This window comes from Pseudodesulfovibrio sp. zrk46 (assembly GCF_012516435.1).
Lineage (GTDB): Bacteria > Desulfobacterota > Desulfovibrionia > Desulfovibrionales > Desulfovibrionaceae > Pseudodesulfovibrio.
The window spans coordinates 2,389,440-2,403,459 of sequence record NZ_CP051216.1 but is presented as its reverse complement, the minus strand read 5'-3'; the positions used below and the strand labels follow the sequence as shown (position 1 = coordinate 2,403,459).

Here is a 14,020-nt window from a genome sequence, read left to right as displayed (position 1 = left end):
CTCGCAGCTAGAAGGAGTATTTGATGGAGGTGTAAATTTCGATGTCGTCTTTTTGCAGAAAGGCAGGCGCGTCAATGGAACGGGCAACGGCAAAGTCCATGACCAGTCGTCCGCCGCTGGTGCGCATACCGACCACCGCGCCCTGGAGCGAACCGCGCTCCTCCAAATCCTTGGGATCGGATCGAATGACGCCCGCGTCGTATCCGGCATAGAGCTGCATGGTGCCCATCCATTCGGATGCGACAGGCGACTTCTCTCTGATATTGGGCAGATTGAGTGTCATCTCATTGCGCATGTATCCACCGATATCACCGCTCAGGCTGTCGTCATGAAAGCCCCGGACGGTGTAGCGGCTGCCGATGCTGATCTGTTCTGCGCTATAAAGGGTATGAGGGGCCCACTGGCCAGTGACGGAGGTATTCCACGAAAGGTTGAGATCCTTGACCTTGAACGGGCGAAAGAAGCTGCCGTTGAACACAAACTTGTTGAACTCGTTACGCGCGGTGTCGAGTGAGGGAGATATATCCCGTTTGGCTCCCAAAAGAGGCAGGCCGTGGCTGTATCCCACCTGTGCGCTGGCTACACCGCCGAGCACACGGTGCGTATGCGCGAGGGTGGTCCCAATGGAAGTAAGAACCTGACTGGTAGCGGCCAGTCGTCCGCTGTTGAAGTAGTTCTGCGTATCCCGATGGGTGAGGGAGACATTCAGTGATGTTTTGCCATTTTGATCACGATGAAGAACACGATCAACGCTCAGGGATGTCGTCGTTGTGTCGCCTTCCGAGGGATAGTTAGCACCGCCGCTGGTCACTTCCGTGCGATATTTATAGTGGCTGAAGGAGCCGGAGAAGGTCCAGTAGCCTAGCGGCACCGAGTAGAAGGCGTTGTAAGTGGCGCTCTTCTGATGCTCATCTGTCAGCCAAGAGTCTGAATCGCCGTTGATGGTGATGTTGAGCAGGTCATTGATGCCGAACAGATTGTCCTTAGCAAGGGCGAGGACATACTGATTGCGGCCGGTGGAATCCTGCCCCGTGTTATCCAGACCAAACGAGGCGCGCCAGGTCTTTTTTCGCTCGTTGGAGACGACAACACGGCTGGCGCCTTGCTCTTCACCAGGAAGCAACTCCATCGATGCATTGTTGGAAGGGAGGCGGTTAATCTGATCAAGCCCCTGTTCAATGTCTCTCAGGTTCAGATACTTTCCGGCCAGTCCGGGAAACGCACCCTTAATCTCCCGCTTACTGCCCTGCCCCTCTTTGAATTCGATCCCCTCGACCTTTCCCTCTACAACCATGATCACCAGATGGCCGCTGGAGAGATCCTGCTCCGGAATGGCCGCACGGGTGGTGACATACCCCTTTTCCACATAGGCATTGGTGATGTCGCGGACGAGATTGTTGACGTCGTTAAGCGTCAGGCAACGGCCGATATACTTGGCCGTAATGGCATCGATATCTTTTTGATCAAGAAGGGTTACGCCCGTAATCTCAATGGACTTGGTCTCCATGCATGGGGCATCAGGAGCCGCCTCCGGGATCTCCGGCAACCGCAAATCCTCGCCAGTCGGAGCCTTTTGCAATTCTTCACGATGCTGCCGCTCCAACTCCAGTCTGCGCTGTTCTTCCTGCCGCTGAAGCTGTTGCTGTTGACGAATGGCATCGTCGACAGGAGCAGCCCAAGCCACAGGGCACACAATAAGAACAATCAGAACGGCAAACGTTGCCGTAGAACAGAAAAAACCGCGCACCAATACCTCCCCGAGCACACAGGAAAAGACCTGTGTTCAACACACAATCGTCGAATCAAAAGCACGTGAGAGGAAGTGGAAGCTGTGACAACGCTTCGCTCGGCAACCCGGCTATCTCCTGAAAGAGACCCGTGGCTTTCCGTCTCCACCTCACGATGGATTTGGCTTTTATAGATAAATCAACTGGTTGGAGCTCCACCCCTGGAATACCCACCAAATGAATTAAAGGTGTCTATCAATTTCTAAACAAATGAGCAAATTGATATTCACCTATTCTTATTCGTATAGGATATTGATAAAAACAATATCACTATGCCTGTAGTATTTGGATGTACGATTTCACACGTTACGGTCACTTGAAATGTCGCGGTCCACACCCAGCAATGGAAAAGCCCGCTCATGGCGGACTATATGGATTGTACTAGGTGAAATAGGATTCCCACAAAAAAAAGACGCTAGAGCAAAAAACTCTAACGCCTTGATTTTATTATGGTGCCCCCAGCGCGATTCGAACACGCGGCACCAGGATTAGGAATCCTGTGCTCTATCCAACTGAGCTATGGGGGCACTGATGTTTCGCCAGTGGCGAACATCGGGGGAAGTAACTAGCCGACCGCATGTGAAAAGGCAAGCCCTTCGTAGAGGTTGCGGGCAGCAATTTACCTCCTTCCGGCTTTTGATATCCTGACCTGACAATTCTGGCAACTGTCTAAAACATTTGATTGATAGGCTATCTATGTAGTACCGAGTCCTGCAGGCGCATAGTGCGCATCGTGAAGACACCAACGGAAACCGCAGCAGACTTGGACTACGCATGACTCTCAGACATAAGACTCTCACCATCACCTTGGTCGGCATCGCCGCCATTCTTCTCTCCGGCTTCGCCCAATTTTGGACCATGCACCGCATTGACGCGGCCTGGGATCAATACGCCAACGAAGCAGCCACACGTGAGGCTCGACTGAACGAGATCAAGGAACAATTCGGCTACGGCGGCATTATTCACAATTTTAAAAACTTCGTTCTACGCGGAGACAAAAAGTTCCTCGAGAAACTCTACGCCAACAAGGAAACGATGGAGAAATCCATTGCTGGTTACAAGGCGTTGAATCTGAGTGAAGAAGAAAAGAAAGCGGTCAGCATCGTCGAATCGGTCATGCAGACCTATGTTGCCGAATCCGCCACTGTGGACGCCCTCTGGGACATCGGTGCTCCGGCCCAGCAGATTGATGGCCGTGTCAAAATCAACGACGGCCCGGCGTTCAAGGCATTTGACCTACTCAATGAGAATTTTCATAGAATATCTGAGGATGCTGACGCCGACATGGCTCAGGCGACCCAACTCCAGATCATCTTCCTCATCGCCAGCTTCGTCCTGCTTTCCGGTGTAATCATCGGCTCTGTTATTCTGCTCCGCACCCAAACCTCAGCCATCGACTCCATGTCCCACGCCATGGTCGAACTGGAAGCCAACAGTGACTTTTCCAAGCGCATGCACGACGGCCGTAATGACGAACTCGGCATGCTCACCGCCACCTTTGACAAGCTTCTCGCCAACATCGAGTCCATGCTGACCCTGAACCGCGCCGTGCTCGACGCTGTTCCCGACCCAATCTTCCTCTCCAAAGACGGCAAGATCGTTTCGGGCAACACCGTGGCCGCCACCTATGCGGGCGTTCACATCAAGGATTTCAAGGGCATGGATGCCAGCAACGTACTTGTTCGCGCACAGAATGCCGCAGATCACGGCGACTACATCACCTGTCTCAAGGCAGGTGAAGAAGTGATCCTCGACGAAGTATCCACCACGGTCAAAGACCGTGACGGCTCCATTCTGGGCGATCTGGTTGTTGCCCGCGACGTCACCGAAATCATCCGCCGCGAAGCTGAGGCAGCAGCCAACCTCAACATGATCCGTGAAGTCGGCATGGAGATCAGCAGCGCAGCTCAGGAATTGGTCAATTCCACCGAGGCTCTCTCCACCCGAATCGAATCCATTTCCGAAGGCGCACACACTCAGCAGGAAATTTCCTCTGAGGCTGCCGCCGCCATGGGGCAGATGAACGAAACAGTGTCCGAAGTCGCCCGTAACGCAAGCGGTGCCGCCGAACAGGCCGAAGAAGCCCGCACCCGTGCGGCTGAGGGCTCCAAGATCGTCGAAGAATCCATCGAAGCCATCTCTTCCGTCAGCCAGCAGGCTGGTGACTTGAAGCTTTCCATGGATGAACTCGGTAGCCATACCGAATCCATTGGTGACATCATCCGCGTTATCAACGACATCGCTGACCAGACCAACCTCCTCGCCCTCAACGCAGCCATCGAAGCGGCCCGTGCCGGAGAGGCTGGCCGCGGCTTCGCCGTTGTTGCTGATGAGGTTCGCAAGCTGGCCGAAAAGACCATGGACGCCACCAAGAACGTGGCTGAAGCCATCGAGTCCATCCAGCAGGTGGCCCGTCACAACATTGAGAGCATGGACGCCGCCGCACTATCTGTCACGCAGGCCACCGAGTTTGCAGGCAAGTCCGGCGACGCGCTCCAGGCCATTGTTCAATTGGTAGAAGGCACCACCGGCCAGGTTCGCTCTATCGCCACCGCTGCCGAGGAACAGTCTGCTGCCAGCGAGCACGTCATGAGCTCTGTCAGCGAGGTAAGCGTCATCTCCGATCAGACCGCCGACGGCATGCGCGAGTCCACCAATGCGATCCGGACGCTTGCCGATCTCGCTCAAAGGCTTGAAGATCTGGCTAGAAAGGCTGGTTAGGGATTCAGGATAGGAAGTCGCCTTCGGCTCCATTGTCAGGTAATTTCGCCTCCGGTGGTCAAAGGGCAATCCCCTTTGCCCCCCACTCTCCGCCTGCGGCGCAATAATTCAATTAGTAAAGAGCTTTCCGGAATACCGGGAAGCTCTTTTATCATTATAGATCTACCACCACGAACGCCCCACCGGCGAGGAGCCCCCGGGGGCTCCCAATCGCCACATTTTTCCGTGCAATTACATTCACACTATTTACAACGATTAAAAAAGGTTTATTGTGCAAAGACGCGGTAGAAGCCGCAATCCTGTTTTCCGCATCCTTTTGGAGGATCTATATGATACGTCAATGTTCCAAACTCACCCTTGCCCTTGTTCTTGTGCTGGCTATGCCGATTCTTGCACAAGCCAACGGCCTTCCCGTATTCACCGAACTCGCTGCAAGAGCGGGCAAATCAGTGGCGTTTATCTCCACCGAAAAGACCTCGACTGCAGCACCCCGTGGCCAGCAGTTCCGCGGCCAGATTCCCGAAGGGCATCCGTTCAGAGACTTCTTTGAGCGTTTTGACCAGTTCTTCGGCCCGCAGGGCCAGGGACAGGGCCAGCCGCACAAGCAGCGTGGTCAGGGTTCCGGCTTCGTCATCACGGCCGACGGCCTGATCGTGACCAACAACCACGTCATCGATGGCGCGGACAAGATTACGGTCAAGTTCCAGGACGATAAGAAGGAATATGTGGCCAAGGTCATCGGTAACGACAAGGAAACCGACCTCGCCGTCATCAAGATTGATGTCGACCGCCGCCTGCCCGTCCTCGCTCTGGGCGACTCCAACGCCATCCAGGTGGGTGAATGGGTGCTGGCCATCGGTAACCCCTATGGTCTGGATAACACCGTCACCGCAGGCATCATCTCTGCCAAGCACCGTATCATCGGCGCTGGCCCGTTCGACAACTTCCTGCAGACCGATGCATCCATCAACCCGGGTAACTCCGGCGGCCCGCTGCTGAACATGCAGGGCGAAGTCATCGGCATCAACACGGCCATCAACGCCGCTGCCGAGAACATCGGTTTTGCCATCCCGTCCAGCCAGGCCAAAAAGATCATCGCGCAGCTGCGTGAAGGCAAGACCGTCAAGCGCGGCTGGCTCGGCGTAACCATCCAGCCCGTGAGCGAGACTCAGGCCAAGGCACTTGGTCTTGATGAAGCGACCGGAGCACTCATCGCCTCTGTTGGCAAGGGCCAGCCCGCCGATAAGGCTGGAGTGAAGCAGGGCGACGTAGTCCTTGAAGTTAATGGCCTTACTGTTGCCGACAACAACGAACTGCTGCGAGCCATCGCAGGCCTTCTGCCCGGCGAAAAGGCAAAGCTCACCTTGTGGCGTAACGGCAAGACCGTCACCCGCACTGTGACTCTGGGTCAGCGCGGCGAGGACACCATGGCCACCATGCGTCCCGAAAAGCCGCAGAAGTCCGATGCTGTGCTGGGCATGTCCCTCAAGCCCGTGAATGAGAAGGAAGCATCCGCACTCGGCCTCGACAAGGCTCAGGGCCTGCTCGTGGTTGATGTTGATCCCACTGCCGCCGCAGCCGATGAAGGCGTGCGTCAGGGCGATGTGATCCTTCAGGCCAACCAGGCGGACGTCAACTCCGCAGATGAGTTGGAGAAGGTCATCCAGCGCGACAAGAAGCGCGGCGCGGTCATGCTCCTGATCAAGCGTCAGGGCCAAAACCTGTTCGTGGCATTGCCCCTCGACGGGAAGTAAATGATAAGACGATCCAAGGGGCTCCTTCGGGAGCCCCTTTTGTTTAAGAGAGAAATCAGATAAAGATGCCGCCGTTGGCGACGATTGATGGATGATTTCGTCTCCGGCGCGGATTAATCATTAACAATACATTATTTCATTATGTCCACGCACGAGCCTATTTCCGAATCCATTCTGGCCTCTCCGGCCAAGGTCAATCTGCACTTGCGCATTCTTGGATTGCGCGAAGATGGGTACCATGAGCTGCACACTCTGTTCTATCCGGTGATGGGGCTTTACGATACCATCCGCATTGAGCCGGGGCATGACGAGCACATGTTCATGCGTTGCCCGGAGAATCCGGATCTGGAATCTGCCTCCAATCTCATTTTTAAGGCGTGGAAGGGATTTGGTGCGGCAACAGGATATCAGCCCGGCATGTTCGTGACGCTGAACAAAAAGATTCCCATGGGAGGCGGCCTCGGTGGCGGCAGCTCAAATGCGGCCACCATTCTGCGCTGGTTGAATGAAAACGCTGGAGAACGCGCCCTGCCTCAGGAACAACTTATTCAGTTGGCAGCAGCGCTGGGGGCGGACGTGCCCTTCTTCCTTATGGATGGGCCTGCATGGGCTGGCGGCATCGGCGAAAAGCTGACTCCATCTGATATTTCACTGGCTGGAATGACTATGCTCATTGCCTGCCCGGACATCCATGTGAACACCCCGTGGGCGTACAAGGCGTGGGATGAAGCCAATGGATTCCCCAAATCAAGTGAACCCTTGACAAGCACGGATAACGATACTAAGAATCCGTCTCCCGTCGCGGCCCCGGAAGTGATGAACGACTTCGAGGAAGTGGTTTTCGCGAAGCACCCGAAACTTCGCAAAATCAAGGAATCGCTCATCAAACACGGAGCTGCATCCGCCGCCATGAGCGGCTCGGGAGCCTCCCTGTTCGGGCTCTTCCGTGACAGGGATACAGCCATGTCCGCTGCACAGGCTCTCGAAAATAACGGGCTTGAAATTTTCACGACGGACTGTCAATAAGCACCCGTCGGTCGATGAGGCGGTCAAACATCGCCAGCCAGCAATGGCGAATGTTATCTCATCGACACAATCTGCTGGGGCGTCGTCAAGTGGTAAGACATCAGGTTTTGGTCCTGACATTCGAGGGTTCAAGTCCTTCCGCCCCAGCCACTTTTTTTTAAAATCCAGTATTGCGGGGACATTGACATGCATGGTGAGTTGAAAATCATCTCCGGTTCCGCCAGCCCGAAGCTGGCAGAGGCCATTTGCGAACACTTGGGCACCAAACCGGCGCCGGTACTTCGTGAACGTTTTTCCGACGGTGAAATCCGCATCGAAATCGGCGAGAACGTGCGCGGCGACGACGTGTTCGTAGTGCAGCCCACCTGCTCTCCCGTAAACTACCATCTGATGGAACTGTGCCTGATGCTGGACGCCCTGAAGCGCGCCAGTGCCTCGCGCGTTACCGCAGTGGTTCCCTACTTCGGCTACGCTCGCCAGGACCGCAAGGTCGTTCCCAGAGCTCCCATTTCCGCCAAGCTGGTAGCTGACATGCTCGGCACCGCTGGCATGCAGCGTCTGGTCACCTGTGACCTGCACGCCGGTCAGATCCAGGGCTTCTTTGACTGTCCGGTGGACAACCTGTTCGCCGCTCCGGTCCTGCTGGAAGAACTGCGCGAGCGTGATGACGACTTCGTCATCATCTCCCCTGATGCTGGCGGCGTGGAACGTGCCCGTGCCTACGCCAAGCGCCTCGGCGCCTCCCTGGCCATCGTGGACAAGCGCCGCGATGCACCCAACCAGGCCAAGGCCATGCACATCATCGGTGACGTCAAGGACAAGGTCGCTGTGGTTATCGACGACATGATCGATACTGCCGGCACCATGTGCGCCGCCGCCAATGTCATCATGGATAATGGCGCCAAGGACGTTATGGCATGCGCCACCCACCCGGTGCTGTCCGGTCCGGCTCACCAGCGCCTGCAGGAATCCGCCTTCTCCGAAGTGATCGTCACCGACACCATTCCGCTCAAGGATGACGGCAACTGCTGCGACAAGGTCAAGGTCCGCTCCGTAGCATCCCTGTTGGCCAAAGCTATCAATAACGTACACACGGAATCGTCCGTGTCCGTACTCTTCGTATAAGGGACTCGTCCCAACACCATTTAAAGCGCGAGCGTCCGTTCACAGTGAACGGCCAGGGCGTAAAAGGAGAAACATCATGGCAGAACTGCTGAAACTCAACGTTCAGGAACGCACTGAACTGGGCAAAGGCCCCAATCGTCGTCTCCGTGCCACCGGCATGGTTCCCGGTATCTACTACGATGCACAGGGCAACAACATTCCCGTTAAGATGGAAATGGTTCCCTTGCAGAAAGCTTACCAGGCACTCGGTAACGCACAGGTCTTCGATCTGGTCCTGGAAAAGGACGGCAAGACCGAAACCCATCCTTCTCTGATGTGGCGCGTCCGCAACGAGCCGGTATCGGGTACCCCTGAGCACGTCGACTTCTTCGGTGTAGACCTTGAGAAAGAAATCAAGGTTGCTGTTCACTTCGAAATCACCGGCCGTTCCCCGGGCGTCAAGCTTGGTGGCCGCCTCGAGCAGTACCGCGAATTTGTGGAAGTCATTTGTAAGCCCATGGACATCCCCGCTTCCATCGCTCTCGACATCTCCGAGATGAACCTGCTGGATTCCATCCGCATCGAGGACGTGGAATTCCCCGAAGGCGTAACGCCTGTCTTCGACGAAAACTTCGCCGTCCTGCACGTCTCCGCCAAGCGCGTGGAAGTTGCTGAGGAAGAAGGTGAAGAGGGTGCTGAAGCCGCTGAAGCAGCTGAATAGCATCGACTCACACGAATATACGACCTCCCGGAGCATGGCCCGCCATGCTCCGGGAGTTTTTGCTTGATCGGCTTGTGTGCTACAGTGCACACGCGCCAACCTTCCGCAAGGACCATCTGTCATGGAATACAAAGGACTTATCGTCGGTTTGGGCAATCCTGGCCCCAAGTACGAGGATACCCGACACAACATCGGGTTCATGCTCGTGGACCGTATTCTGTCCGTGGCCGAGTCCCGCAAGAACATGAAGCTGGAGAAGATCGACGAATCCGGCGACTATGAATTGTGGAAGGTCAAGTTTGCCGGAGCGTACCGGCTTCTTGCCAAACCCCTGACCTACATGAACCTAAGCGGCAAGGCAGTATCCAAGATCTGTGGCCGCCACGGCCTGACACCTGAACAGGTTATGGTGGTCCACGACGAGCTGGATCTTCCGGTGGGCCGCATGAAGGTTAAAAAGGGAGGCGGCAATAATGGGCACAATGGCCTGGAGTCTATCCAGGACAGCCTGAATACGCCTAATTTCTTCCGCCTGCGACTGGGTGTCGGTCGACCGGCGGACAAGTTCAAGCCCATCAGCGAATGGGTGCTGGAACCGTTCTTTCCTGAGAATGCCGAGCACCTGCCCGCCATCATTGAGCACGCCGTCAAGGGGCTCGACATTTACTATCGACGGGGCGTGGGCTTTGCCACCCAGCATATCAACAGTTTTTCCATTGAGCCGCCCGTAGAAAAGGAAGCGGACAAGCCGCAGGAATCATCGACAGACGCGTAATCCAAATAGGATTACTGTAGGATTGGACTCTTTCATGCCTTTCCGGTATGATGTCCTTCTGCGCATATGAAAAAAGCAGTAAGCAAGGAGCTTGGTTTCCAGTGTTCAAGGTCAATGAGTTAGTTGTATACCCTTCCCAGGGCGTCGGTCGCGTAGAGCGTATCGAGTCCCAGGAAATCGGCGGCGTGAAGGCCGATTTCTATATTGTTCGCATCTTAAGCAACAACGTGACCTTGATGGTTCCGGTGCTGAATGCCATTAACGTCGGCCTGCGCTCCGTGTGCAGTAAACGCATCGGTCAGGCGATTTTCGAATCCCTCAATGACCGATCCGAATTCACCGGCTACACCGGTCAGAACTGGAACCGTCGCTACCGCGAATATTCCGAAAAGCTGAAATCCGGCGATCTTTCCGATGTTGCATACGTTCTCAAGGAGCTTTTCCTCATTGGAAAAGACAAAGAACTCTCCTTTGGTGAGCGTCGCTTGCTGGAGCAGGCAATGGGCCTCGTATCCATGGAACTGGCCCACTCACTGGGTCGAGACCAGGAAGAGGTCAAAGAAGCCATCAACGAAATGTTTGCCGATGTCATCGCTGCTCAAGAAGGCGACGAAGACGAATAATTGCCTCTTTTCATCTGATTTTCAAACAGCCGCCAATTAAGGCGGCTGTTTTTTTGCCTGAAATACCGATCTGACTTGTCAACAGCTGCGGATTAGTATAATTCGGAATTGTCGCCACATCTGTGGCTTGATACATATATCCCACTCCATTCGTTATTTGAGACGTGAAAGACGTCGCAGCAAACCTGCAAGAGGTAACGCGCAGTTTACCCCCTTGGTCTGACTAAATATCGACCAATCATATTTCGTATATTCGGGTCCGTATTACAGGACCATTCCCATCGGTAATGAAAGGTCTCGTTCGAGACGGTTGGATATATCCGCAGCAACCTTTAAAACACAAATTTCAATCACATGGCTGAGAAAAAGACAGATCAAGACGCTCCCAAGCCCAAACGCAGAACTTCCGCGAAAAAGACTGACGCCAAGAAAACCGACGCCCCCAAGCCCAGAGCTAGGAAAACGGACGTCAAAAAGGCCGAAGCCAAAAAGCCTGCTGCAAAGCCCCGGGTCAGCAAGAAGCCGCACGTTGGTACACCCAACGGCAACGGTATTGACCGCCTGAACCTGGCAGAACTCAAGCTCAAGTCCATGAAAGAACTCACGGACCTGGCTGTTCAGCTCGAGGTGGAGAACCCCAGCAGCTTGCGCAAGCAGGAGCTCATCTTTGAGTTGCTACAGCAGTGCGCTTCACAGAACGGCCAGATCTTCGGCGACGGTGTCCTTGAGATCCTGCCCGACGGTTTCGGTTTCCTCCGTTCTCCCATGTACTCCTACATGCCCGGCCCGGACGATATTTATGTTTCTCCTTCACAGATTCGCCGCTTCGGCCTTCGTAAAGGAGACATGGTTTCCGGCCAGATTCGCCCGCCCAAGGAAGGGGAACGTTACTTCGCCCTGCTCCGCGTCAGCGAGATCGGCATGGAGAAGCCGGAGCACACCAAGAATCTGGTGCTGTTCGACAACCTGACTCCCCTCTATCCTCAGGAACAGCTGAAGCTGGAAAACGGGGACAAGAATTTCTCCGCACGCATCATCGACCTGCTCGCCCCCATCGGTAAGGGCCAGCGCGGCGTCATCGTGGCACCGCCCCGTACGGGTAAGACGATCATGCTGCAGACCATCGCCAACTCCATCAACGCAAACCATCCTGAAGTCGACCTCATCGTCCTCCTCATTGACGAGCGTCCCGAGGAAGTGACGGACATGCAGCGTACGGTCAAGGCCGAGGTGGTGTCCTCCACCTTTGACGAGCCACCGACCCGCCACGTCCAGGTTGCCGACATGGTCATTGAAAAGGCCAAGCGCCTTGTCGAGCGAGGCCGCGACGTGGTCATCCTGCTCGACTCCATCACCCGCCTGGGTCGCGCCTACAACGCTGTTACACCGTCCTCCGGCCGCGTCCTTTCCGGCGGTATCGACGCCAACGCACTGCAGCGCCCCAAGCGCTTCTTCGGTGCTGCCCGTAACGTGGAGGAAGGCGGCTCTCTGACCATCATCTCCACCGCGCTCATCGATACCGGCTCCCGCATGGACGAAGTCATCTTCGAAGAGTTCAAGGGCACCGGCAACATGGAACTCTATCTGGACCGTCATCTCTCCGAGAAGCGCGTCTACCCTGCCATCGACATCAACCGCTCCGGCACCCGCAAGGAAGAGCTGCTGCTCGGCGACGACGTTCTCAACCGCGTCTGGATCCTGCGCAAACTGCTCTCCCCCATGAGCGCCATCGACTCCATGGAGTTCCTGCGCGGCAAGATGAAGGGAACCAAGAACAACAAGGACTTCCTTGATTCCATGAGCAAATAGCTCACATCGAGATACGACACCAAAAGACGGCCTCCTGAGGCCGTCTTTTTTCGTTCCTGGATATGATTAGGAATGGAAGTCGTATGGTTAGCTGTCCTTATTGAATCATTTTTATGTGCAGTTGTTGTACGAGGTTGCCACGCTCCAGCAAATGATTACAATAGCCCTATCCATTTAACATCAAGGACACCACCAACGTGCGACGCCTTTTCACCATATTCCCCGCTTTTTTTGCAGCCATGCTGCTGATTCTCGCACCGGCCATGAACGCTCGTGCCGGAGTTCTTACTCCGGACAAGCTCACTATCCGAAAAGAGAACGAGATGGGCCGCAACTTTGACCGTCTCATCCGTCAGCAGATGAGCATGGTAGGCGACACCTACATCACTGACTACGTGGACGAGCTCGTACAGAACGTGGTCAAAGGCAAACGGCCCATGCCCTTCAAAGTCAGAAGTGCTGTCGTTGCCAACCCATTGCTCAACGCATTCGCCATCCCGGGTGGCTACATCTACATTTTCACTGGCCTGATCCAGGATGTGACCAGCGAGTCGCAACTGGTCGGCGTCATTGCGCACGAATTGGCGCACGTTTCCCAACGTCATGTGGCCAGCCGTCTTGAAAAACAAGGCAAGATAGGCATGCTGACCATGGCTGGTGTTCTGGCCGGCATTTTCCTCGGCATGGCCGGAGGATCCAACCAAGCTGGTGCAGCCCTCATGGCAGGCGCACAAGGCATTGGAACAGCAGCCATGCTGCAATATTCTCAGGACGACGAACGGGAAGCTGACCACGTAGGTCTCAACTCCATGATCAAAGCCGGCTACAACCCGGAAGGGATGCCGCAAACCTTCGAGATCATGAAGAAGAAGCACTGGTTCGACAATGGCAGACAGAACGTGCCATCCTACCTGTCTACTCACCCCGGCTTGTCCGAGCGTATCACCTATCTGAACGACCGCATCAAGCGGATGCCCAAGACGCTCACCGAGCGCAAAGACGACAACGCCCAGTTGAAACGCGTTCAGGCGCTTGTCCGCTCCAAGCTCTCCGCACCCGACACTGCGTTGGGCTACTATATAAGCAAGCCCGAAAACACCTATACGGCCTTGGACTATATGGCCGTGGGAGTTATTCAGGAACGACTCAAAGCACGCGACAAGGCCCAGATAGCGATTGAGAAGGCCCTGCAAATGGCTCCCAAGGATCCGCTTGTTTCACGAGAAGCCGGTATTTTCTACTTCAAGAGCGGTGATCGCAAAAAGGCGTTCCAGTATCTCCAGATGGCGGTCATCAAGAACCAGCGTGACGCTTTGGGGCTGTTCTACTTCGCCCGTCTCCAGGCTGAAAATGATCAGTACAAGCGGGCCGCGGAAAATATGCGCAAGGTCATGGAGATCGTGCCGGAAGACTGGGAGGTACACCATCACCTCGGCATGATCCTGGGCGAGTCAGGCGATCAGTTCGGCGGCAACCTTCAGCTAGCCTATGCCGCTCTCTATGGTGGCAACAAGGGAAAAGCCCGATACCACAAGGGATTGGCAGCACAATTGGCCAAGACACCTGCTCAGCAGGAAGAACTCAAACAATTTGACGCGGTCTTCAGCGAGTGGACCAAGCCAGTCAAATAATCGTTCCTTGAAGGCCGGAACCTTTTCGCGTAGTCTGACTCTTTTTTCGACACCACACAAATAAAGCGA

At 55.2% G+C, this 14,020-nt stretch carries 10 protein-coding genes, 2 tRNA genes and 1 riboswitch; of the genes, 10 read left to right on the top strand and 2 right to left on the bottom strand.

What is annotated here, in order from left to right; translation table 11 throughout:
• Window positions 1-7: 7 nt before the first annotated feature.
• Entirely contained in the window at window positions 8-1,747 is a 1,740-nt protein-coding gene (locus HFN16_RS10875) for a ShlB/FhaC/HecB family hemolysin secretion/activation protein (RefSeq protein ID WP_168890773.1), read from the bottom strand.
• 98 nt (window positions 1,748-1,845) lie between these two features.
• Window positions 1,846-1,923, bottom strand: a riboswitch (cyclic di-GMP riboswitch).
• A gap of 314 nt (window positions 1,924-2,237) precedes the next feature.
• Window positions 2,238-2,314 (bottom strand) — tRNA-Arg (locus tag HFN16_RS10870).
• 247 nt (window positions 2,315-2,561) lie between these two features.
• Between HFN16_RS10870 and HFN16_RS10865 the strand changes: the two genes are divergently transcribed.
• The 10 genes from HFN16_RS10865 (at window position 2,562) to HFN16_RS10820 (ending at window position 13,951) form a co-directional block, all read left to right on the top strand.
• Complete coding sequence (locus HFN16_RS10865) at window positions 2,562-4,508, top strand: methyl-accepting chemotaxis protein (RefSeq protein WP_168890772.1); 1,947 nt, start codon at window positions 2,562-2,564, stop codon at window positions 4,506-4,508.
• A gap of 329 nt (window positions 4,509-4,837) precedes the next feature.
• Entirely contained in the window at window positions 4,838-6,262 is a 1,425-nt protein-coding gene (locus HFN16_RS10860) for a Do family serine endopeptidase (RefSeq protein WP_168890771.1), read from the top strand.
• 141 nt (window positions 6,263-6,403) lie between these two features.
• Window positions 6,404-7,288 carry a 4-(cytidine 5'-diphospho)-2-C-methyl-D-erythritol kinase gene (gene ispE, locus HFN16_RS10855; RefSeq protein ID WP_168890770.1) on the top strand — a complete coding sequence of 295 codons (885 nt, stop codon included), beginning with the start codon at window positions 6,404-6,406 and terminating at the stop codon, window positions 7,286-7,288.
• Window positions 7,289-7,363: 75 nt separating this feature from the next.
• Window positions 7,364-7,438 (top strand) — tRNA-Gln (locus tag HFN16_RS10850).
• A 36-nt stretch (window positions 7,439-7,474) separates the two neighbouring features.
• The gene (locus HFN16_RS10845; protein ID WP_168890769.1) at window positions 7,475-8,413 is read left to right on the top strand and encodes a ribose-phosphate pyrophosphokinase; all 939 of its coding nucleotides are present in this window, start codon (window positions 7,475-7,477) and stop codon (window positions 8,411-8,413) included.
• A 76-nt stretch (window positions 8,414-8,489) separates the two neighbouring features.
• A complete protein-coding gene (locus HFN16_RS10840; protein ID WP_168890768.1) occupies window positions 8,490-9,113 on the top strand; it encodes a 50S ribosomal protein L25 in 624 nt (207 codons plus the stop codon).
• A 121-nt stretch (window positions 9,114-9,234) separates the two neighbouring features.
• Window positions 9,235-9,888: an aminoacyl-tRNA hydrolase gene (gene pth, locus HFN16_RS10835; protein WP_168890767.1), complete on the top strand. Its 654-nt coding sequence runs from the start codon at window positions 9,235-9,237 to the stop codon at window positions 9,886-9,888.
• A gap of 101 nt (window positions 9,889-9,989) precedes the next feature.
• Window positions 9,990-10,511, top strand: a complete 522-nt coding sequence (locus HFN16_RS10830; protein WP_168890766.1) for a CarD family transcriptional regulator — start codon at window positions 9,990-9,992, stop codon at window positions 10,509-10,511.
• Window positions 10,512-11,102: 591 nt separating this feature from the next.
• Window positions 11,103-12,320, top strand: a complete 1,218-nt coding sequence (gene rho / locus HFN16_RS10825) for a transcription termination factor Rho (RefSeq protein WP_247648502.1) — start codon at window positions 11,103-11,105, stop codon at window positions 12,318-12,320.
• Window positions 12,321-12,517: 197 nt separating this feature from the next.
• Window positions 12,518-13,951, top strand: a complete 1,434-nt coding sequence (locus tag HFN16_RS10820; RefSeq protein WP_247648314.1) for a M48 family metallopeptidase — start codon at window positions 12,518-12,520, stop codon at window positions 13,949-13,951.
• Window positions 13,952-14,020: the final 69 nt, after the last annotated feature.